Annotated in this window: 16 protein-coding genes; 8 read left to right on the top strand and 8 right to left on the bottom strand. The window is 73.3% G+C overall.

Annotated elements, in window-relative coordinates; translation table 11 throughout:
- Positions 1–29: 29 nt before the first annotated feature.
- Positions 30–1,094 (top strand): hypothetical protein, encoded by a 1,065-nt coding sequence (locus ACQP1P_RS02230; RefSeq protein ID WP_433082616.1) that lies wholly within the window; start codon positions 30–32, stop codon positions 1,092–1,094.
- Here the strand turns inward: ACQP1P_RS02230 and ACQP1P_RS02225 are convergent.
- Positions 1,091–2,116, bottom strand: coding sequence for a DMT family transporter (locus tag ACQP1P_RS02225; protein ID WP_433082614.1), 1,026 nt, complete (start codon positions 2,114–2,116; stop codon positions 1,091–1,093). The genes ACQP1P_RS02230 and ACQP1P_RS02225 overlap by 4 nt on opposite strands.
- Before the next feature lie 413 nt (positions 2,117–2,529).
- Here ACQP1P_RS02225 and ACQP1P_RS02220 point away from each other — a divergent pair, with 413 nt between their 5' ends.
- Positions 2,530–3,456, top strand: a complete 927-nt coding sequence (locus ACQP1P_RS02220; protein ID WP_433082612.1) for a hypothetical protein — start codon at positions 2,530–2,532, stop codon at positions 3,454–3,456.
- Between the two features lie 170 nt (positions 3,457–3,626).
- Here ACQP1P_RS02220 and ACQP1P_RS02215 read toward each other — a convergent pair whose 3' ends face one another.
- Both ACQP1P_RS02215 and ACQP1P_RS02210 read right to left on the bottom strand, forming a co-directional pair.
- Positions 3,627–3,866 (bottom strand): hypothetical protein, encoded by a 240-nt coding sequence (locus ACQP1P_RS02215; RefSeq protein ID WP_433082610.1) that lies wholly within the window; start codon positions 3,864–3,866, stop codon positions 3,627–3,629.
- A 73-nt stretch (positions 3,867–3,939) separates the two neighbouring features.
- Entirely contained in the window at positions 3,940–4,896 is a 957-nt protein-coding gene (locus ACQP1P_RS02210; protein ID WP_433082607.1) for a lactonase family protein, read from the bottom strand.
- A 101-nt stretch (positions 4,897–4,997) separates the two neighbouring features.
- Between ACQP1P_RS02210 and ACQP1P_RS02205 the strand changes: the two genes are divergently transcribed.
- From ACQP1P_RS02205 to ACQP1P_RS02195, 3 genes are all read left to right on the top strand, one after another.
- Positions 4,998–5,993: a fatty acid desaturase family protein gene (locus ACQP1P_RS02205; protein WP_433082605.1), complete on the top strand. Its 996-nt coding sequence runs from the start codon at positions 4,998–5,000 to the stop codon at positions 5,991–5,993.
- A gap of 10 nt (positions 5,994–6,003) precedes the next feature.
- On the top strand, positions 6,004–6,573 hold the full coding sequence (locus ACQP1P_RS02200; protein WP_433082603.1) for a DUF1684 domain-containing protein: 570 nt from the start codon (positions 6,004–6,006) through the stop codon (positions 6,571–6,573).
- 314 nt (positions 6,574–6,887) lie between these two features.
- A complete protein-coding gene (locus ACQP1P_RS02195) occupies positions 6,888–7,121 on the top strand; it encodes a hypothetical protein (RefSeq protein WP_433082601.1) in 234 nt (77 codons plus the stop codon).
- Here the strand turns inward: ACQP1P_RS02195 and ACQP1P_RS02190 are convergent.
- Entirely contained in the window at positions 7,118–7,795 is a 678-nt protein-coding gene (locus ACQP1P_RS02190) for a DUF6082 family protein (RefSeq protein WP_433082599.1), read from the bottom strand. The genes ACQP1P_RS02195 and ACQP1P_RS02190 overlap by 4 nt on opposite strands.
- A 228-nt stretch (positions 7,796–8,023) precedes the next feature.
- Positions 8,024–9,508: a ricin-type beta-trefoil lectin domain protein gene (locus ACQP1P_RS02185; protein ID WP_433082597.1), complete on the bottom strand. Its 1,485-nt coding sequence runs from the start codon at positions 9,506–9,508 to the stop codon at positions 8,024–8,026.
- A 187-nt stretch (positions 9,509–9,695) separates the two neighbouring features.
- On the opposite strand from ACQP1P_RS02185, the gene ACQP1P_RS02180 reads away from it, so the two are divergent.
- Both ACQP1P_RS02180 and ACQP1P_RS02175 read left to right on the top strand, forming a co-directional pair.
- Positions 9,696–13,520: an HD domain-containing protein gene (locus ACQP1P_RS02180; protein WP_433082595.1), complete on the top strand. Its 3,825-nt coding sequence runs from the start codon at positions 9,696–9,698 to the stop codon at positions 13,518–13,520.
- 53 nt (positions 13,521–13,573) lie between these two features.
- Positions 13,574–14,833, top strand: a complete 1,260-nt coding sequence (locus ACQP1P_RS02175; protein WP_433082593.1) for an MFS transporter — start codon at positions 13,574–13,576, stop codon at positions 14,831–14,833.
- Here the strand turns inward: ACQP1P_RS02175 and ACQP1P_RS02170 are convergent.
- Positions 14,774–15,181 carry a hypothetical protein gene (locus tag ACQP1P_RS02170; protein ID WP_433082591.1) on the bottom strand — a complete coding sequence of 136 codons (408 nt, stop codon included), beginning with the start codon at positions 15,179–15,181 and terminating at the stop codon, positions 14,774–14,776. The genes ACQP1P_RS02175 and ACQP1P_RS02170 overlap by 60 nt on opposite strands.
- Before the next feature lie 2 nt (positions 15,182–15,183).
- Positions 15,184–17,007, bottom strand: a complete 1,824-nt coding sequence (locus ACQP1P_RS02165) for a sigma-70 family RNA polymerase sigma factor (protein ID WP_433082589.1) — start codon at positions 17,005–17,007, stop codon at positions 15,184–15,186.
- 144 nt (positions 17,008–17,151) lie between these two features.
- Here ACQP1P_RS02165 and ACQP1P_RS02160 point away from each other — a divergent pair, with 144 nt between their 5' ends.
- Positions 17,152–19,548: a Tex family protein gene (locus ACQP1P_RS02160; protein ID WP_433082587.1), complete on the top strand. Its 2,397-nt coding sequence runs from the start codon at positions 17,152–17,154 to the stop codon at positions 19,546–19,548.
- Here ACQP1P_RS02160 and ACQP1P_RS02155 read toward each other — a convergent pair.
- Positions 19,514–20,107: a class I SAM-dependent methyltransferase gene (locus ACQP1P_RS02155; RefSeq protein ID WP_433082585.1), complete on the bottom strand. Its 594-nt coding sequence runs from the start codon at positions 20,105–20,107 to the stop codon at positions 19,514–19,516. The genes ACQP1P_RS02160 and ACQP1P_RS02155 overlap by 35 nt on opposite strands.
- Positions 20,108–20,123: the final 16 nt, after the last annotated feature.

Below are 20,123 nucleotides of genomic sequence, written 5' to 3'. Positions count from 1 at the left end.
CGCATTGTCGACCAGATTGGTTTTCGAGGATGAACACGTGGCTTCGCCGGACGGTAGGGACCGTCGGCATCGCGGGCGGCATGCTGCTGCTCGGCGCCGGCGCCGCGCACGCCGATGACACCGCGCTGGCGCCCGGTCAGCTGGACGACCTGTTCTCGCCCGCCGGCGGCCCGAACAACCAGTCCCTGCAGCTGCAGGCGCACACCGACCGCATCGACACCAGCACCGAGGCGACGGCGGCGGCCCCGCTGAGCGGCAACCGCGTCAACCGGCAGGCCGTTCCGGGCATGCTGCAGGGCCTGCCGGTGTCGAGCCTCGTGCCGACCGACAGCCTGGGCCTGCCGCGCACGACGTCGAGCCGGCTGCCGAACCTGCCGGCCCTGCCGACCGACGCCGTCGCCGCCAACGCCCTGCCGGGCGCGGGCCAGGCGTCCTCGCCGGCCGGCACCGAGGACTCGCTGGCGACCCTGCCGCTCGTCGGCGGGCTGACGGACCTGTCGCAGCTGGGCCTGCCCGGCACCGACACGCTGCAGGGCACCTCCATCGCGGACACCTCCACCGCGTTCCCGGGGGTCAAGCCGTCGCCCCGCAAGGCCAAGCAGGGCAAGACCGAGGGGCTCCCGCTCGTCGGGGGCCTGCCGCTGCTGGGCGGTGGCCTGCCGGTGCGCGGCACGCTCAACCCGGTCGACAACCTCGGCCTCCCGGTCGGCGGCGGCCTGCCGGGCGCGAGCCGCGGCGCCACCGAGGCGGGCGGCCTGCCCCTGGTGGACGACCTCCCGCTCGGCGGCAGCGACGTGCTCAAGAACGACTCGATCACCGGCGTGCCGGTCATCGGCGGCGTGGGCCCGACGCCGGGCGTGAGCACGACCGCGGTGGCGAACCGGCTCGTGCCGACGACGGGCGCCCTGCCGCAGGCGGCGAGCAACCTGCCGCTGGTGACGGAGTCGGCGGCGTACGCGCCGCGGCACGCGGAGTCGGACTCCTACGCGCCGCGGCACGCGCAGACCGAGGCCCTGCCCGTGGTGACGGGCCTGCCCGTGGTGGGCGGCCTGGCCCAGGGCGCGCTGCCCTTCTTCAGCGGCATCGTCGGCTAGCTGCTGCTGACGTTTCGCGGGGCCGGGCGCTGAGCGCCCGGCCCTTCGTGTTCGGACCCTGTGAGTACGGACCCTGCGTGTTCCGGGCCTGGGTGTTCCGGGCCTGGGTGTTCCGGGCCTGGGTGTTCCGGGCCTGGGTGGTGTCCCGCCCGGCGCTCCTGCACCGCGAGGGCGGCGACGCAGGCCAGCAGGATCGCGCCGCCGGCGGCGGACCACGGGGTCAGCCGCTCGTGCAGGACCAGAGCCCCGAGCGCGACGGCCGCGAGGGGCTCGCTCAGCGCGACCACGGACGCCGTCGTCGCCCGCACCACGGTCAGCCCGCGGAAGAACAGCGCGTAGGCGAGGGCCGTGGGCACCGCGCCCTGGAACGCCAGGAGCGCCACGGTCTCGCCCAGGCCATCCGCCCTCGGCAGCAGGCCCTCGACCGCGGCGATGGGCAGCAGCGCGACGACGCCGACGGCGAAGCCGCTGAGGGCGGAGTCGAAGGGGTCGTCGGCCTGGGCCCGGTTGAGCAGCGTCACCGCGGCGTAGCCGGCCGCCGAGACCAGGGCCACGGCGATCCCGGCCAGGGGGTGCGGGCCGGCGCCCGGGCTGCGCAGGACCAGCAGGACCAGGCCCGCGACCGAGGCGGCGACCGTGGCCGAGCCCGCCCGACCGAGACGCTCGCCGAGGAACAGGCGGGCGCCGATGGCGATCAGGATCGGGCCGGAGCCGAGGGTGACCACGGTGACGATGCCGACGCCGCCGAGCGCGATGGCCACGTAGTAGGCGGTCTGGTAGACGGCCATGCCGAGGCCGTTGAGGATGCGCGTCGCCGGCTTGGCTCGGCGGCCGGTCGCGGTGCGCAGGAACGGGCGGAGCGCCGCCAGCAGGGCCAGGCCGCCGGCGTAGCGCCAGAACGTGACGGCGATCGGGCCGAGGCCGCTGTGGTCGTACAGCACGGCGGCCACGAAGCCGCCGAGGCCCCACGACACGGCGGCGAGGGCGATGAAGGACAGATTGAGGCCAACGGAATTTCGCATACGGGTGTGCTCCCGGGTCATCGGCTGGGCTGGACGCGTTTCGAACGCGGGCAGCCGCCATCGACCCGGGGGTCACGCCGCCGGGTGCCGTGGTCTTCTGGCCTGCCCGCTACCGGATGGGGGGCGGGCACACGACGCGCAAGCACATGCGCGGGACATTAGCGATCACCCCGCGGACGGACACCCGATTTTCCCGGCCGATCACGATGTGGTGACAAGTCGCGGACACCCACCCGTCCGCCGGCACGGACCGCAGCCGCGACACGCCGCCCGACACGCCGGTGAGCGGCGCATTCTTGCCCGAGGGTCACTATTCGTGTACGCAACTTCGCCGAATAGTCACGTCTCGATGGGATGCCCGCCCGGGTCGCGGCGTTTACGCTGAGGCGACACGCACAGCCGGAGGTCGCGCCGTGGCCATTGACACCCCCGCCACGTTGGCACAATCCCCCCGTGACCTGCCGTGGACCCTCACGGGCGGGCGCGGAATCTTTGGTCTCGACCCGGTCACCGGGGCCATCGTGCTCTGGGTCGGGTTGATGGCCGTCATCGTGGTGTTCGTCCTGCTCGCCGCGTTCCTGTCGCGCTGGAGCCTCTACCGGCTCAACCGCGCCGACCGCCGGGCCGCCGTCGAGCAGGCCGAGGCGAGCCTGAGCCCGGCCGAGCGCTCCCGGCTGCGCGTCGAGGCCGGCGAGCTCATCCGCCAGGCCGCCGCGACCGCCGCCGCCGCGAAGCGCGCCCAGCTCACTGTGGTCGAGGCGCGGGCCCGCAGCCTGGCCGCGCAGACCGCGCGCGAGCACGCGTGGAACGTGTTCGACGTGGCCCAGAAGGCCTACCAGGAGGCGCTGCAGGCCGCCGCTCAGGTCGCGGCCGAGCCCCGGCAGCCGGTGCTCGAGCAGGACGACGAGAGCAAGCGCGAGGTCTCGCGCGCGGCCCTGGACGCCTTCAAGCGCGGCGACATCACCGTGGACGCGCTCGAGCAGGTGTTCAAGGGCGTGGCCGGGGCCGACCCGCTGCAGGAGCTCGCGGCCCGCGAGATCGAGCTGCGCCGCAGCGCGGAGAGCCGCGCGCGGCGGCTCTACGACGCGGCGACCGCCACCGAGCGCGCGGCGGTGAAGGCGGCGGACGTGGCCGTGGTGGCCGCGGCGGCGCTGGCCCAGGAGGCGGCGGAGGTGGCCGCCGAGGCCGCGGAGCTTCGCGACACGCTCGACGCGGCCCGGCAGGCCGGGATCACGGCATCGACGATCCTGCCCAGGACCCGGGTGCCGCGGCAGCGCAACCGGAACCCGCGCTCGGAGGCGGCGGACAAGGCGACGCTCGCGACCGGCGAGGCCGTCTGACCGTCGGCGGACGCTCGCGCCGGCCCGATCCGGCTCAGCGCGACCACCCCCGGACCTGGCAGCGTCGGCGCGCAGCGCCGAGCGGTGTCTGGCGGGAGCGACGGTCCGCACCCCCGCGGACCCGAGTCATGCCCTCCCGGCACCCGACGCGGACGATCCGGTGCCGCGTGTCAGGCCGTGTCGGAGAGGGCGTCCGCCGGCCGGTCGAACCGCATCTCGGCCAGGGCCTCCCGCAGCCGCGGGAGGTCGTCCTCCGCGAGCTGGAACGACGCCCGGCAGATCTTGTCCACCCACAGCGAGACCACCACGGTGCCGCGCTCCGGGTGGCCCGTCACCCGCATGGTGCGGTCGCCGCCGCGGCGGTCTTCGAACACGTCGCCCGATTTGGGCAAAGCCACGAGCTCACCCATGCGTCGATGGTGCGGCACCTAACGCCGGTTCAGCAAGCCTTCGATGCCGCCTCATCCACAAGATCGCCCCGGGTCAGGCAGCGACGGGGATCACTGCGCTCGGCGACGGGTGCTCGATCACGACGATGGCCGGTGACGGTACGCCGGAGTCGGGATCGAGATCGAGGACCGCCACGGTGTTCGAGTGCTGGTTCGCCACGCACAGGGCGCCGTCGAGCACCGCGAAGTGCCGCGGCCAGGTGCCGCCGGTGCTCACCTCGTCGACGGGGAGCAGGCCGCCGCCCTCGACGGCGAACGTGGTGATCGTGTCGTTGCCGCGGTTGGCCACGTAGAGGTGCCGGCCGTCGCGGGACAGCGCCAGCTCGCTGGGCAGGTTGTCGCCGACCGGCTGCACGAGGCAGGAGGGCTTCACGTCGAGCAGTTCGAAGCCGGAGGTGTACGTCGAGACGGTCGACGCCAGCTCGTTGGCGACGAACACGCGCCCGTCGGGGTGGAACACGAGGTGCCGCGGCCCGGTGCCCAGCGGCTGCACCGTCGTGGTGCGCAGGTGCTCCAGGCGGCCCTCGGGCGTCACGCGGTAGTGCACGATCGCGTCCATGCCGAGGTCGACGGCGTGCAGCATCGTGCCGCGAACGGTCACCTGGTGCGCGTGCGGCCCCTCCTGCCGGTCCGGGTTGACGCTCGCCCCGGCGTGCTGGGCCAGGTCCGTCTGCCGATCGAGCCCGCCGTCGGGCCGCAGCGCGAACACCGCGACGCTGCCGGTGGCGTAGTTGGCCACGAACAGCCGGTCGTCCGCGACCGCGGCGTGGCACGGGGAGCCGCCGCCGGTCGGCAGCGTGTTGATCAGCTCACCGCCGGGGGTGAAGGCCGAGACCTGCCCGCCGTCGAGCTCGCCGACGGCGTACCGGACCCCGTTCGCGCCCACCGCGAGGAAGCTCGGCGCGGGCGAGCGCACCGGCGGGGCGAGCGGCTTGAAGTCGTCGTCGTAGGTGGAGTACTGGTCTGCGTAGGAGCCGATGAGCAATGGCACCCGTCAAACCTATCGACCCTTAAGGGTGGGGGCAGCACTACCATCAATCGCGGGGGCTGACGGGTTCGATCAGGGCCCATGGAACCGCAACGCTGAACGGCATGACAGTTCTGGTCTCTGCGGAGCGAACGAGCGACTTCACCGCCCTGTCCCAGCGGATCCGCGCGGCCGGACTGCTCGACCGGCGGCCCGGCTACTACGCCCTGCGGCTCACCCTGGTCGTCGCCCTCTACGCCGGCGGATGGGCCGGGCTCGCCCTCACGCACAGCCTGTGGTTCGCGGCCGTGCTGGCGGTCGCGTACGCCCAGGTCGCCCTCGTCGCCCACGACCTCGCCCACAAGCAGGTCTTCCGCGGCCGCCGCTGGTCGGAGGCGCTGGGCATGCTCGCGGGCAACGCCGGCATCGGGATGAGCTACGGCTGGTGGATGCACAAGCACACCCGCCACCACGCGAACCCCAACCACGAGGAGCACGACCCGGACGTCGCGCCGGACATCCTCGTGTGGTCGACGCGGCAGGCCGAGCGCGCCGGCGGCCTCGCGCGGATCATCGGCGGGCACCAGGCGCTGCTGTTCTTCCCGCTGCTGCTCCTGGAGGGCTTCAACCTGCACGTGTCGAGCGCGCGGGCCCTGCCCACCGTGAAGCGCCGCCGGCTGGAGAGCTTCCTGCTGTACGGCCACATCGCCGTCTACCTCGCGGCCGCCTTCCTGCTGTTCTCCCCCGGCACGGCGATCGCGTTCATCCTCATCCACCAGGGGCTCTTCGGCCTGTACCTCGGGATGACCTTCGCCCCGAACCACAAGGGCATGCCGGTGCTGACGTCCGAGGACGAGCTCGACTTCCTGCGCAAGCAGGTGCTCACGTCGCGCAACGTGCGCGGCGGCGTGTGGCTCGACGTGGCGCTCGGCGGCCTGAACTACCAGATCGAGCACCACCTGTTCCCGAACATGCCCACACCGAACCTGCGCAAGGCCCAGCCGATCGTGCAGCGGTACTGCGCCGAGATCGGCGTCCCGTACCACTCGGCCACGTTCGTGGACTCCTACGCCCAGGCCCTTCGCCACCTCCACGAGGCCGGAGCGCCGCTGCGGCGGTAGCTTCGGGAGCGTGGACCATCTCGCACTGGCCGACTACCGGGCCCGGGTCGCCGCCATGTACCTCTCCGACGAGGACCTGGCGGGATTCCGGGCCCTTCGCGACGACCTCTTCGCCACCCACTCCCAGTCGGCCGCGCCGGGCCCGCTGCGCTACTTCCCCGCGTCGGACGAGTTCGTCGCCACGGTGCCCCTGACGCCCGCGTCCGGCTCCCTGCAGATCGCCACGGGCGGCCCGGACGGCGTCCTGACCTACGAGCGGGCCGGCATCCTCGCCACCCCCTGGGGCCCGCTGACCCTGTTCTGGCTCGAGGCCTACGGCGGCGGCCTGTTCCTGCCCTTCCGCGACGGCACGAGCGGCCACGAGACCTACGGCGCGGGCCGCTACCTGACCGACACGGTGAAGGGCACCCACGGCCGCGGCGTGGTCGCCCTGCCGGACGGCCGCGTGCGGCTGGACTTCAACTACGCGTACAACCCGTCCTGCGCCTACGACGACGCCTGGGCCTGCCCGCTGGCGCCGTTCGAGAACCGCCTGGAGCACCCGATCCGCGCCGGCGAGATGGCGTACCACACGGATTGACGACGTCCACACCGTGACGGCTGCGATGGGTGACGAGGGTGCGGGTGCCGTGGACCGCTCGCCGTCGCCACCCCCGGCGACGGCCCCGGCTGAGCCTCGGCGCGGCACGGCCGCGAAGTTCGATCGCTCATCTTTTGCGGCGAAACTCATTCGCATCGCCGCCGGCCAATTTCTTGTGACGGGTGCTCGTACGGCTGATGAGCCGACATCGGGGGCGTGGATACACGTGCCCGATTTGCTCCTCCGGTAGAGTCCGCGGCGTTGCATGCGCGCTCGCAGCGCGACCCCACCGGAAGGACGCGATGGAGCGCCCAGTGATTGCCCGCCGCCTCGGTTCGACCCCGTACCAGCGCGGTTCCCGTCAGGAGTTCAGCTGCCCTGACATCTTCGAGCTCGCCGACGGACGGTTCGCCGTGATCGGCACCGACATGACGGCCGAGCTGTCCGCGCATCTTCCGCCGGACGCCGGGGTCGCCGACTACGAACGCATCGTCGTCATCACCCGCGACACGATGCTGCACGCGAAGCGCGACATCCCGGACGCCTAGCCGGGCGCCCGGGCGCGGCGGAAGGCCTCCTCGCACATCCGGTCGAACTCCCGGCTCACCGGGTCGCCCTCGCGAACGCGGAGCCGGGTTTCCCGCACGGACTCCCAGAACTCCTGCATCACCGGGCTTTCGAAGACTTCCACGATGGTCTCGAGCCATACCCGCTCGTCGCGGTCGGCGATCCGGTAGCTCAGGTTCACGTGCGACAGGACGAGATTGGCGTACAGCAACTGCTTGCGCTGCCGAGGTGTGATCTCCGGGCGGTATTCGGGCCACACCTCGGCCAGGTCCTCGTCGTCGATCGCCATCCGCAGCAGTTGCATGTGCAGGGCGCGCAGCGTCGACTCGGACGTGCGGAACAGTTCGTGGCCGGACTGTTCGGCCGCCTCGCGTTGCATTCTGAGTTCTGCACGTTGCATGCGCAGCTCGTTGAACTGCACCCACAGGGTCGCGAGCACCACGATCAACGCGAATGCCGAGAAGATTCCGTTCACCACCGAGAAGGCGTCGCTCAGCTCGTCCCAGCCCCGGGGCGCGCGTGTGCCGGTGGCGATTTCCGCGGCGCCGATCCCGGCCAGGCCCAGCACGCCGGCGAGGAGCACGGCGGCCAGCAATGCGCCGGTCACGATCAGCGGTCGCGCCGAAACGACGCGACCGGCAGGAAGTCTGCCCATCGCTCACCCGACCTCATGAACGCCTTCGCACCGGCCGGAGCCGGGCGACCAAGGATCCATCATGGGCGTCGACGGTGATATTCGGCGATCGTATTCCGGGACTCATGGTTGAATGAATCGTGAATGAGCCGGAACCGCACGTCCGCAAGTCACATTAGCACCGGAAATTGCTCGGAGCCAAACGATCGCCGCCGAATTCACGGCGCATCGGCACGTGCATTCACGAAGCTACTGCATGGTCCAGATCTGGCTCGAGGCGGCCGTGCAGTCCCAGATGACCACGATCGAGCCCGAGCCGGTGCCGGCCGCCGTCAGGCAGCGTTTCGCGTTCGGGTTCTGCCACGTGTTGTCCGAGCGGCGGACGAAGACCTGCGCCGGGGTGCCGTTGCACGGGTACACCTGGACCGGCGTCCCGTTCGCGGTGTCCCGGTTCACCACGTCGAGGCAGTAGCCGTTGTCCGCGAGCAGGGTCGCGCCCGTCGCCGCGTTGCCCTGGATGCGCAAGACCTGGGCCGCGTCACCGCAGGCGTCGATGACCACGCGGTTGGCGGAGCCGGGGCGGTATTCGAGGCACTTGCGCGACTGCGCGCCCATCAGGCGGCCCTGGGTCGGCTGGACCGGCGGCGGCGGGGTGGTCGTCCTGGTCACGGTCGGCGGTGCGGCCGACGGGGACGCCGGGTGGGAGGCGGCCGGGGCGGTCGTCGCGGTGCGGGCGCGGGTCGCCGTCGGGGCCGCGGCGTCGGTCGCCGGGTCGTCCGTCGCCTCCGCCGACGCGGACGGGGACGAGCCGGCGCCACCGGCCGGGACCCGGCCGCCGGGCATGTCCACGCCGGGGACCTGGCCCGGCAGGGCGCTGTCGTTGCCGCCGGAGTCGTCGCCGCGCATGGCCTGGAAGGCCACGGCACCGGTGATGAGCAGCAGGAGCACGGCGACGGCGACGGCGCCGACCGGGTACTTCCTCCACGGCATCACCCGCCGGCGCCGGCTGCCGCGGTAGTCCTGGGCGTCCTCGTGGTCGTAGTCCGTGACGATCGCCAGCGCCGGGGCCCGGTAGTCGGCCACCGTCGGGGAGTCGTCGGCGGGGACCACGGGGCCGACGGGAAGCAGCTCGCCCTCGACCGTCTCGACCGCCGTCTCGTCCGCCGGCTCCGGGTCGACGACCGGCTGGGGATCGACGACCGGCTCGGGATCGACGACCGGCTCGGGATCGACGACCGGCTCGGGATCGACGACCGGCTCGGGATCGACGACCGGCTCGGGATCGACGACCGGCTCGGGATCGACGACCGGCTCGGGATCGGCGGCCGACTCGGAGTCGGCGGGCGGCGAGGGGTCGGCGGTCAGCTCGGGGTCGTTGGAGATGCCCGGGAGCGAGACGATGAACGCCAGGTTCTCGGCGTCGCTCAGGTCGGCCGCCTCCGCGCGCCGCTCGCCGGCCAGCGTCGCCACCGGCGACGGGTCCGGCTCGTCGTCCCTGACCGGCACCGCCGCCATGGCGACGGCGGTCGGGCCGTCGGGGCGGCGCCGGTGCGGCACCGCGGGAATCGTCGGCTTCGGCGGGGTGAACGGCTCCGGCAGCACGCGCGCGGCGGCCGAGGCCGTCGGGGGCACGCGGTGGCGGGGGTCGGGACCGGCGGCGGGGGGCAGCGGGCCCGCGAGTGGGGGCTGCGCGCCCGAGTCGCCTGCGTTGTCCCCGTCTCCAGCGACGGACATGCCGTGATCCCCCTCAAGGAGCCGAAGAAAGCCGAGAGCACCGTAGCTGCTTGCGCAACAAAAGGCGACCGGCCGGAAGTCCAATCCCGGTCTTACGCGCAGTGCGTTGCGATCCCCCGGTAAGTTTTCCCGCATGGTGCCAACGGGCTGGGAAACGATCGCGGGGCAGCATACGGTTTGGGGTCGCGTGGACGACGCGTCGACGCATCGTGACCAAGCCGTTGCGCTGGTGCGGGAACTCGCCGCCGCGCGCGGCCGGGCCGCGGCCTCGCTGGGTGATGACCCGTGGCAGGACGACGACTTCGCCGATCGCATGTCGAACCAGATCAGCAAGCTGGTCGACCTGCTGCCGCCGGACGTGCGGTTCACGGGGCCCGAGGCGTTGCTGCTGGTGACGGTACCGCTGCTGCACGACGCCCTCTGGTCGGGCCTCGCCGCCCAGGAGCGCGGGGTGCAGCCCGGCGACCTGGAGCCCTCGCAGGACGCGAGCAGCGACCGGGCCGCGTTCGAGCGCTTCACGCAGACCTACGCGCAGCCGCACCGCCGGGCCCTGGCCGCGATCCGCGCCGGGCGCCGCGAGACCGCGGCCGAACTCGGCTGGTGGCTGCTGCACCGGTGGATCGGCCGCCGCCCGCAGGCCTACCAGCCGGCGACGATCGCGGCGCTGACCGGCGCGCCGCCGGACGCGCGCACCGCCGAGCTGCTGCGCGCGATCCGGGCCGACCCGGCGTTCCTCAACCGCCACGACCGGCCCGAGTCGCTGCTGTCGCGGCAGGGGGAAGTACGGGAGCGGCTCGTCGGTTTCCTGCTGGCCATCGCGCGCGGCCTGGCGATCGAGGTCACCGTGCTGCCGGAGGTCGTCGGCGAGCACCTCGGCATCGGCGACCCGGTCACCGCCGGCCAGGTGCTGGAGACCGTCCGCGACGCGCACTGGGACCTGCGGGGCGCGACGATGGTGCTCACCGCCGCGTGCGCGCACCCGTCGATCGAGGTGGCCCTGCGCGCGCACATCGACACGCTGAACCAGCTGCTGGCCGAGGCGCAGCGGGCGGCGAGCCGCGACGAGGCGCTGCTGCCGCTGCGGCACCTGCCCAACCGGGCCGCCACCGACGACGTCGGGCCGCTGGTGCGCGACGGCGTGCCCGCCTACCAGTCCGCCGGCGTGCGCTTCCGGCTGGCCGAGGACCGGGTCCGTGAGCTGCTCATGGGCGAACAGCTCTACGGTGACCCGGCACTGGCGATCCGGGAGCTGTACCAGAACGCGCTGGACGCCTGCCGATACCGCGAAGCGCGCACGGAGTACCTGACCCGCGCCCACAACCGGACGCTGCCGTGGGACGGGCACATCACGTTCACCCAGGGCGTCGACGAACACGGCCGCGGCTACCTCGACTGCTCCGACAACGGCATCGGCATGGGCGTGCGCGAGCTCAGCGAGGTCTTCTCGCAGGCCGGCGTGCGCCTGGCCGACCTGCCCGAGTTCCTGGAGGAGCAGGCCGAGTGGGCGCGGCTCGACCCGCCGGTCCAGCTGTTCCCGAACAGCCGCTTCGGCATCGGGGTGCTCAGCTACTTCATGCTCGCCGACGAGCTGACCGTGCAGACGTGCCGGATGGGCCGCGACGGGCAGTCCGGCGAGCGGCTGCGGGTCTCGATCGCGGGCCCGGGCAGCCTCTTCCGCATCCAGGACCTCGGGCCGGGCACCGAGACGGGCACGACGGTCCGGCTGCACCTGCGCGACGGCGTGACCGTCAGCGCCGTCGAGGAGCTGCGCAAGCTGCTGTGGGTGGCCGAGTTCGCCACCGACGCGACCGACGGGGTGCAGAGCCAGGGCTGGGCGCCCGGCGTGCTGTCCAGCGCGGCCGAGAACCTCGGCGACGACGAGGACGACGAGGATCGCGTCGGGCCGGGCGTGGTCGCGGCCGAGGGGTCGCGGGTCTGGTGGTGCCGCAACAACGGTGCGCTGCTGGCCGACGGGCTCTACGCCGGCCGGGAGATCTTCGGGGCGGTGGTCAACCTCAACCGGGACCTGGCGCCGCGCCTGTCCGTCGATCGCACGAAGATCCTGGCGTACCGCGAGGACGACGTCGACCGCCTGCTCTGGGAGGCCGTCCCCGCGCTCACGGCGCCCGGCACGACCCTGCTGGGCTACGAGTGGCTGTGCCGGCTCGCCCCCGTCCGCCCGCTCGTGGCCGACCTGATCTACGAGCAGGCGATCGAGCGCGGCCACGGCCGGTGGGAGATGGACGGCGAGACCGTCGACGCCGCGGTGACCGGCTGCTTCGTGGCCAACGACGGCCCGGTCGGCGGCCCGGACGAGCTCGTCGAGTGGCGGCTCACCGCGCTGGCCGCGGGCGGGCGCTACCGCAAGGTGCTGCGGCCCGGCCCGGACTGGAAACGGGCGCTGCGGGCCCGGCCGTCCGACGCGCTGCTGCTCAGCGTCGACGTCGACGGCACCGGCCCGTGGCTGGACCCGGTGGACATCGTGCCGCTCGTGCACCTCGTGCGGGCGGCGCGCAAGACCGGCCGCTCCGCCCCGGAGATCGCCGCGCGGCTGGACGCGCTCGGCTTCGAGCCGTCGGTGGGCGCCGAGTCCGTGGGCGTGGACCCCGACGACCTGATCTTCACCAGCCGGGACGTGGACGGGACGCGGCCGTGGCTGCAGCCCGATCAGCCGGTACATCTGGTGCATCTGCTGCGGGCCGCCCATCGCAGCGGCCGGACCGTGCACCAGGTGGTGGCGCGGCTGCGGCAGCTGGGCTTCGAGGTGGACGTGGACGTCGACGTGCTGCCGCTGGAGCAGTTCGACGCGCGCGACCTGACCATCGCCAGCCGCGACCTGGACGGCTCGCACCCGTGGCTCGACCCGCGGGAGCCGGTGACGCTGCTGCACCTGCTGCGCGCCGCGCACAAGGTCGGGCTGCCGGCCGACGAGACCGCGGCCCGCCTGGCGCTGCTGGGCTATCCGCTGGACAGCGGCTGGGAGACGCTCACCACCGAGCCCGACGACCTGGTGCTCATCTCCCGCGACCTGGACAGCACCTCGCCGTGGCTGGACCTGAACGAGGAGGTGGCGCCGGTGCACGTGCTGCGCGCCGCCGAGCGGGCGTCGCGGCCGGTGACCGAGGTCGCGGCGCGGCTGCGCTCGTTCGGCTTCTCCCTCGGCGGGAACCTCGACGCGATCGAGGTCGTGAAGCTGGAGCCGGAGGACCTGCAGCTGGCCAGCCGCGACCTGGACGGCTCGCAGCCGTGGCTGGACTCGTCCCGCCCGGTGCCGCTGATCCACCTGCTGCGGGCCGCGGAGTCGACCGGCCGCGAGGTGGGGGAGGTGGCGGCGCGGCTCTCGGCGTGCGGGTACCGCGTCGACGTCGACCCGGACGCGATCCTCATCGATCACCTGGAGCCCGACGACCTGACCATCACCAGCGAGGACCTCGACGGCTCGGACCCCTGGCTGGACCCGATGAAGCCGATCCCGACGATTCGCGTCCTGCGCGCCGCCCAGCGGACCCGCCGCAGCGTGCACGACATCGCCGCCCGGCTCACGTTCCTGGGCTACGCGGTGAGCCTGCACGGCGCCGGGCCCACGCTGGACCAGGTGGAGCCCGACGACCTGCTCATCACCAGCCGGGACCTGGACGGGTCGCAGCCGTGGCTGGACCTCGAGGAGCAGGTGCCGCTGCCGCACCTGCTGCAGGCCGCCCGGCGGGTGCGCCGGCCCGTGCACGAGATCGCGGCCCGGCTGGAGACGCTGGGGTACACCGTGGACGTGGATCTTTCGAGCATCGCCGTCGACTCGGTGAAGCCCAACGACCTGCTGCTGGCCAGCACCGACCTCGACGGCTCGCGCCCGTGGCTGGACGCCTCCCAGCCGGTGCCGCTCAACCACCTGCTGGCCGCGGCGCAGAAGATCCGCAAGCCGATCGAGGAGGTCAGCGCGCGGCTGCGGGCGCTGGGCTACTCGGTGCCGGACGTCGACTCCCGCCTGCCCCGGCTGCGCCCCGGCGGCGTGTAGCGAACCTCACGAGGCATCGACCCCCATGCCCGCCATGGGCCAGAATTACATCGATGCCTCCCTATTGGCCGGTCGTGCGCGACCGGGTCTTCGGCCGGGTGCTGCCCGGCCTGGCCCTCTCCGCGCTCGGCGACGGGATGAGCGCGGTCGCGATCGGCTGGCTCGCCCTGCAGTGCGCGCCGCCGGGGCAGCGCGGGCTGTGGATCGGGCTGGCGATCGCGGCGTACACGCTGCCCGGCGCGTTCGGCGCGGTGCTGCTGGCGCCGCTGCTGCGCGGCCGCAGCGGGGCGCACCTCGCGGCGCTCGACGCGGGCCTGCGCGCGCTGCTGCTCGGGGCCGTGCCCGTGCTGGCCTGGGCGGGGGCGCTCACCATCGGCCGGTACACCGCGCTGCTGGCCGGCTCCGCGCTGCTGTCGGCGTGGGGGTCGGCGGGGCGGTACACCCTCGTCGCCCAGGTCCTCCCGGCCGAGCTGCACGTGCCGGCGAACGCGCTGCTCACGCTTCTCAACGAGGCCGCGACGGTGGCCGGGCCGGTGCTCGCCGGGCTGCTCATCGCCGGGCTCGGCGCGCCCGCCGTGCTCGCGGCCGACGCGGTGACCTTCGCGGTGCTGGCCGTCTCGTTCGCGCTCGTGGGCGCGCGGGCGCCGCTGCCCCGGCGGGAGCGCCGCTCGGCCGGGTTCGCCACGATCCGCAAGGATCGGCGGCTCCTCGCGCTCACGACCCTGTCGGCGATGTTCTTCCTGCTCTTCGGGCCGGTGCCGGTCGCCATGCCGCTGTTCGTGTCCTCGGCGCCGGAGGTGGCGATGCTGTACATCTCCTTCGGCGTCGGCGCCGTCATCGGCGCGATCGCCATCGGGCACCTGGCGCGCCTGCCGCTGTGGCCGGCCGCGATCGGCTCGGTGCTCGCGTTCGGCCTGCTGCTCCTGCCGCTCGGCCTCGGCCTGCCGCGCTGGGCCGACCTGCTCACGCTGGCCCTGGCCGGGCTCGCCTGGGCGCCCTTCCCGACCGCGAGCATGTCGCTCTACCAGCGGCTGGTGCCGCCGGACCGGCTGCCGCCGGTGCTGGCCGCGCGCGGCGCGGTGCTCGTCGTCGCCACGCCACTGGGCACGCTGCTGGGCGCGCCCCTGGTGCAGGCGGCCGGGCCGGCCACGACGCTGGTGGCGTGCGGCGCGGCGACGGCGGTGCTCGGCCTGGCGGCGCTGGTCGTGCGGCTGCGCGCCCCGCTCGGCCTGGACGTCTTCCCGGCCGGATGCTCAGGCGACCTCGTCCAGCACGCCGTGGTGGGCGCAGAGGCGGCGGGTGTACTGCCGTAGCGCCGCGATCGCCTCGTCGACGTCCTCGGTGAGCACGTCGGGCAGGTCGATGAGCATCCGGCGCCCGTCGACCGTGGCGTACCCGCTCACCTCGAAGTTGCCCTCGCGCACCCACACGTCCACGCCGAGGTCCACGGTGGTGCGCTCGTAGCGCAGCACGACCCCGACGAGCGCGAAGGGCGACTCGCCGGGGCCGATCCGGCCGATGCGGCCGATGAGCTCCCAGTGCAGCGGCCCCCGCATGGGCCCGTGCGTCGCCGCGGCCTGCTGGCCGAAGCGCTGGAAGTCCTCGCACGCCTCGTTGAGAGCGGCGAGCAGCGTGGCGGCCCCACTCGATCTCGCGTCCATGGTCATCCTCCTGCGGCTCGATAGGCGGCGCCCACCTGGGTGGGGGTGGTGCCGTTGCTGTAGAGGCCGGTGTCGCCGGACTTGCTGGTGTAGAGCAGGAACCAGCTGTACCGCTCGACGTAGGACAGGCCCTGGAGCATGGCCGTCGAGCTGTTGACGAACGCGACCTGCTGGTCCGTCGAGGGGTAGACGGTGCCGTTGTCGAAGCGCATCAGCGCGTACTCGGTCAGCCAGATCGGCAGGTGGTAGCGGTTGTAGACGTTTTGGATGTAGGTCTTGAGCTGGTTGGCCGCGTTCGGGCCGAAATCGCCGCCGTACCAGTGCAGGGTGATGAAGTCGACCCGGTAGCCGCGCTGCTTCACGCCCTGCATGAACTGGTCGAACCAGCCGCCGGGGGTGTCCGCGCCGTAGGCGGGCGCCGGGCTGCCCAGCCGCATCCCGGTCGCCTGCAGCTGCGGCCACAGGTCGAGGACCTGCTGCGGGGTCATGTTCGACTGTTCCTTGAGATCCGGCTCGTTGAACGCGAGCAGTGTCTTGCCGTTGGCCTTGGCCTTGGCCAGGTCGCCGCTCACGTTGCCGCCGCCCCAGATCATGGGCACGAACTCGGCCCCGGAGACGCCGGACATCGGGCTCGGGGACCAGTCGTAGTACCAGCCGGCCCGCACGTCCTTGATCGCCGGGCCGTTGCTCGCGCCGAACTTGTCGTTGGTGCTGACGCCCTTCTTGGCGCTCCTGGTCGGCGGGGGCAGCGCCGCGACGGTGCTCTTGGCCGGGGTCGCGCTGGGCGGCGCGCTGCTGGGCGGCGGGGACGGCGCCTCGCTGGCCGGGGGCGGGGCGGCGCTGGTGGACGGCGCCGCCGCGACCACGGCCGGCTTCTCGTCGCCCTGGGTGGCGACGTAGGCCGCGCCCGCGGTGCCGGCGATGGCGGCCGTCGCCGCGAGACCGACCAGCGCCGGCTTCGAGGCGGCGAACCAGCCGAACAGCATCGCCTTGAGCCCGCCGGCCTTCCCCGTGCCGACCGCGGCCGTCGTGGTGGCCGCGGTCCCGGCCCCGGCGCCCGAGGCCATGGCGCTGAAGACGAACGGGACCGGGACGAGCGCGATGCCGGCCAGCAGGCGCTCGGCCGCGACCATGTCCGACCACGCCCGGTCGCACTGGTGACACTCCCGGGTGTGCCGGGCCAGCCGCTTGCGCCACAGGGCGCTCGGGCGGCCGTCCCAGGTGTGCAGCACCGCGCTGAGCTCGGGGCAGCGGGGCCGGGCGGCCAGCGCGCGCACGACCGCCCGGGCCGCGTCGAGCTGGGCCTTCATCCGCTGGATGCGCACGGCCGCGTGCTGGCGGGTCAGGTGCAGCGCGTCGACGACCTCCTCCCGGTCGAGCTGCCCGGCGGCCTCCAGCCACCACAGCGAGAGCAGCTCGCGGTCGTCGTGGTCGAGCCAGCGGGTGGCCTCGGCGACCTCCTGGCGCTGGCCGGACAGGCGCAGCCGGGTGATCGCGAGGTCGGCGAAGTCGGCGCCGGGGTCGGCGGTGTCGGTCGGGTCGGCCCAGTCCCCGACCAGCGGCGCCTGGGTCTGGCGGCGGTGGCGGTCGCGGACCTGCGACATCGCGATGGCCACGGCCCAGGAGCGGAAGCTCTCCGGCTCGCGCAGGCGCGGCAGCCCGTCGACGACCCGCAGCATCGTCTCCTGCACGACGTCGTCGACGTCCGCGTGCCCCTGCAGCGCGCGCCCGACGATGTTGTAGATCAGCGGCAGGTACTCGCCGACCAGGGCATCCAGTGCCCGCTGGTCACCGGCTCGTGCCGCGATCACCGTGGCCGTGCTCATCCGCGCCTCCTGTCGAACCTATTCAGGAGACGTGGTGGGCCGGGGTCAATAACGCTTCCCCGAAAACTACTTTGCGTGACCGACCCGTTCCGTTATTTGGTGTTGTGGCTGATGGGACCTCGCGGGGCTCGTGGGGCAGAATGCATGGTCGTGACGGTCTCGATTCACCAGCGCATCGCGGAAGAGCTCGGCGTCAGGGAACGGCAGGTGACCGCGGCGGTCGACCTGCTCGACGGCGGGGCCACGGTGCCCTTCATCGCCCGGTACCGCAAAGAGGCGACCGAGATGCTCGACGACGCGCAGCTGCGCACGCTGGAGGAGCGGCTGCGGTACCTGCGCGAGATGGAAGAGCGCCGCGCCGCGATCCTCGAGTCGATCCGCAGCCAGGGCAAGCTCGACGAGGCCCTCGAGGCGCAGATCAACGCGGCCGACTCGAAGGCCCGGCTCGAGGACATCTACCTGCCGTTCAAGCCCAAGCGCCGCACCAAGGCCATGATCGCCCGCGAGGCCGGGCTGGAGCCGCTCGCCGACGGGCTGCTCGCCGACCCGACGGTGGACCCGCAGGCGGCCGCGGCCGTCTTCGTCGACCCCGAGAAGGGCGTGGCCGACGCCGCCGCGGCGCTGGACGGCGCCCGGGCGATCCTCGTCGAGCGCTTCTCCGAGGACGCGGACCTCATCGGCGAGCTGCGCGAGAAGATGTGGAACCAGGGCCGGCTCGTGTCCAAGGTCCGCGAGGGCAAGGAGACCGACGGGGCCAAGTTCTCCGACTACTTCGACTTCAGCGAGCCGTTCACCAAGCTGCCCTCCCACCGCATCCTCGCCATGTTCCGCGGCGAGAAGGAGGAGATGCTCGACCTGGTGATGGAGCCGAGCCAGGACCCGGAGGCGCCGTCGCTCTACGAGCCGGCGATCGCCTCGAAGTTCGGCATCCGCGACGAGGGCCGCGCCGGCGACAAGTGGCTCGCCGACACCGTGCGCTGGGCCTGGCGCACCCGGATCCTCGTGCACCTCGGCATCGACCTGCGGATGCGGCTGTGGCAGGCGGCCGAGGAGGAGGCGGTGCGGGTCTTCGCCGCCAACCTGCGCGACCTGCTGCTGGCCGCCCCGGCCGGCACCCGCGCCACGATGGGCCTCGACCCCGGCTTCCGCACCGGCGTGAAGGTCGCGGTCGTCGACGCCACCGGCAAGGTCGTCGACACGCACACGATCTATCCGCACGTGCCGCAGAACAAGTGGAACGAGTCGATCGCGATCCTGGCCGCGCTGTGCCAGAAGCACAAGGTCGAGCTCATCGCGATCGGCAACGGCACCGCCTCGCGCGAGACCGACAAGCTCGCCGCGGACCTGCTCAAGCAGTTCCCGCAGCTGTCGGTCGTGAAGGTGATGGTGTCCGAGGCGGGCGCCTCGGTCTACTCCGCCTCCGCCTACGCCTCCCAGGAGCTGCCCGGCCTCGACGTGTCGCTGCGCGGCGCGGTGTCGATCGCCCGGCGGCTGCAGGACCCGCTCGCGGAGCTGGTCAAGATCGATCCGAAGTCGATCGGGGTCGGGCAGTACCAGCACGACCTGTCCGAGTCGAAGCTCAGCCGCTCGCTCGACGCGGTCGTGGAGGACTGCGTGAACGGCGTCGGCGTCGACGTCAACACCGCCTCCGCCCCGCTGCTGACCCGCGTCTCCGGCATCGGCTCGACCCTGGCCACCGCGATCGTCGCGCACCGCGACGCCAACGGCCCGTTCCGCAACCGCCGGGCGCTCAAGGACGTGGCCCGGCTCGGCCCCAAGGCGTTCGAGCAGTGCGCCGGCTTCCTACGCATCCCGGACGGCGACGACCCGCTGGACTCGTCCTCGGTGCACCCCGAGGCCTACCCGGTGGTCCGGCGCATCCTGGCGACGACGGGCGGGGACCTCAAGGGGCTCATCGGCAACGGTACGGCGCTCGCCCGCCTCAAGCCCGCGGACTTCGTCGACGACACCTTCGGCCTGCCGACCGTGACGGACATCCTGAAGGAGCTCGAGAAGCCGGGTCGCGACCCGCGCCCGGCCTTCAAGACCGCCGAGTTCGCCGAGGGCGTCGAGAAGATCTCGGACCTGACCCCCGGCATGCTGCTGGAGGGCGTGGTCACGAACGTGGCCGCGTTCGGCGCGTTCGTCGACGTGGGCGTGCACCAGGACGGCCTCGTGCACGTGTCGGCGCTGTCGCGCACGTTCGTGAAGGACCCGCGCGAGGTGGTCAAGCCCGGTGACATCGTGCGCGTGAAGGTGCTCGACGTGGACATCCCGCGCAAGCGCATCTCGCTCACGCTGCGCCTGGAGGACGAGGCCACCACCGCCGCCAAGCCCCGGGAGAACCGCGAGTCCCGCGGCGGCGGTGGCGGTGGCGGCCGTCCGCGCGGTGGCGGCGGCGACTCGCGCCGCTCCGGTTCCGGGGGCGGCGGCGGCTCCTTCACGGGCGGCGGCGCGCTCGCCGACGCCCTGCGGCGCGCCGGGCTCGACAAGGGCCTCGACGGGCTCAAGGACCAGCAGCCGAAGCAGCGGCGGAAGTAGCGAGCCGCCACACCGTGGTCCGCATGACGTCCCCGTCCTCCAAGGCCCGGCGGACGGGGACGTCGTACACGGCCACCTGCTCGAAGAGCCGCTCGGGCAGGAACCCGCGGCCGGGGTCGCCGACGTAGGCGTCCGCGCCGCGCAGGAGCTTCAGCACCGTCCGGGCGACGCTCGCCGAGTAGAACACGTCTCCGGCGAGGATCACGTCGCCCGGCACCGGCTCGGCGGCCGTTTCGAACACGACGTCGTTGGCCGCGGCATTCCTGGCGGCGGCGGCTCGCGCCTCGGCGTCGGTGTCGACGGCGACGACCTCGCGGGCGCCGGCGAGCTTGGCGGCGATGGCGACGACACCGCAGCCGCTGCCGAGGTCGACGACGCGCCGGCCGAGCACGACGTCCGGCCGGTCGAGGACGAACCGGGCGAGCGCCACTCCCCCGGGCCAGGCGAAGCGCCAGAACGGCGGGGGCGTGTCGCTGCGGTAGCCGCCGGTGGCGTCGAAGAGCCGGACGTGCTCGTCGGCGAGGTCGAGCGCGATTTCGGGGAGCAGCGGGGGGTTCACCTGGGTAACGATATGT

The organism is Dactylosporangium sp. CA-052675 (assembly GCF_050947935.1).
Classification (GTDB): domain Bacteria; phylum Actinomycetota; class Actinomycetes; order Mycobacteriales; family Micromonosporaceae; genus Dactylosporangium.
Note: the sequence above shows the minus strand (reverse complement) of the source record. Positions and strands in the feature narration are given on the sequence as shown.

Excerpts from the sequence above, each read along its gene's own strand:
- ACQP1P_RS02175 (WP_433082593.1), top strand. The coding sequence starts at position 13,574 with ATGCCTCCCTATTGGCCGGTCGTGCGCGACCGGGTCTTCGGCCGGGTG.
- ACQP1P_RS02205 (WP_433082605.1), top strand. The coding sequence starts at position 4,998 with ATGACAGTTCTGGTCTCTGCGGAGCGAACGAGCGACTTCACCGCCCTG.
- ACQP1P_RS02185 (WP_433082597.1), bottom strand. The coding sequence starts at position 9,508 with ATGTCCGTCGCTGGAGACGGGGACAACGCAGGCGACTCGGGCGCGCAG.
- ACQP1P_RS02230 (WP_433082616.1), top strand. The coding sequence starts at position 30 with ATGAACACGTGGCTTCGCCGGACGGTAGGGACCGTCGGCATCGCGGGC.
- ACQP1P_RS02215 (WP_433082610.1), bottom strand. The coding sequence starts at position 3,866 with ATGGGTGAGCTCGTGGCTTTGCCCAAATCGGGCGACGTGTTCGAAGAC.
- ACQP1P_RS02170 (WP_433082591.1), bottom strand. The coding sequence starts at position 15,181 with ATGGACGCGAGATCGAGTGGGGCCGCCACGCTGCTCGCCGCTCTCAAC.
- ACQP1P_RS02165 (WP_433082589.1), bottom strand. The coding sequence starts at position 17,007 with ATGAGCACGGCCACGGTGATCGCGGCACGAGCCGGTGACCAGCGGGCA.
- ACQP1P_RS02225 (WP_433082614.1), bottom strand. The coding sequence starts at position 2,116 with ATGCGAAATTCCGTTGGCCTCAATCTGTCCTTCATCGCCCTCGCCGCC.
- ACQP1P_RS02190 (WP_433082599.1), bottom strand. The coding sequence starts at position 7,795 with ATGGGCAGACTTCCTGCCGGTCGCGTCGTTTCGGCGCGACCGCTGATC.
- ACQP1P_RS02160 (WP_433082587.1), top strand. The coding sequence starts at position 17,152 with ATGGTCGTGACGGTCTCGATTCACCAGCGCATCGCGGAAGAGCTCGGC.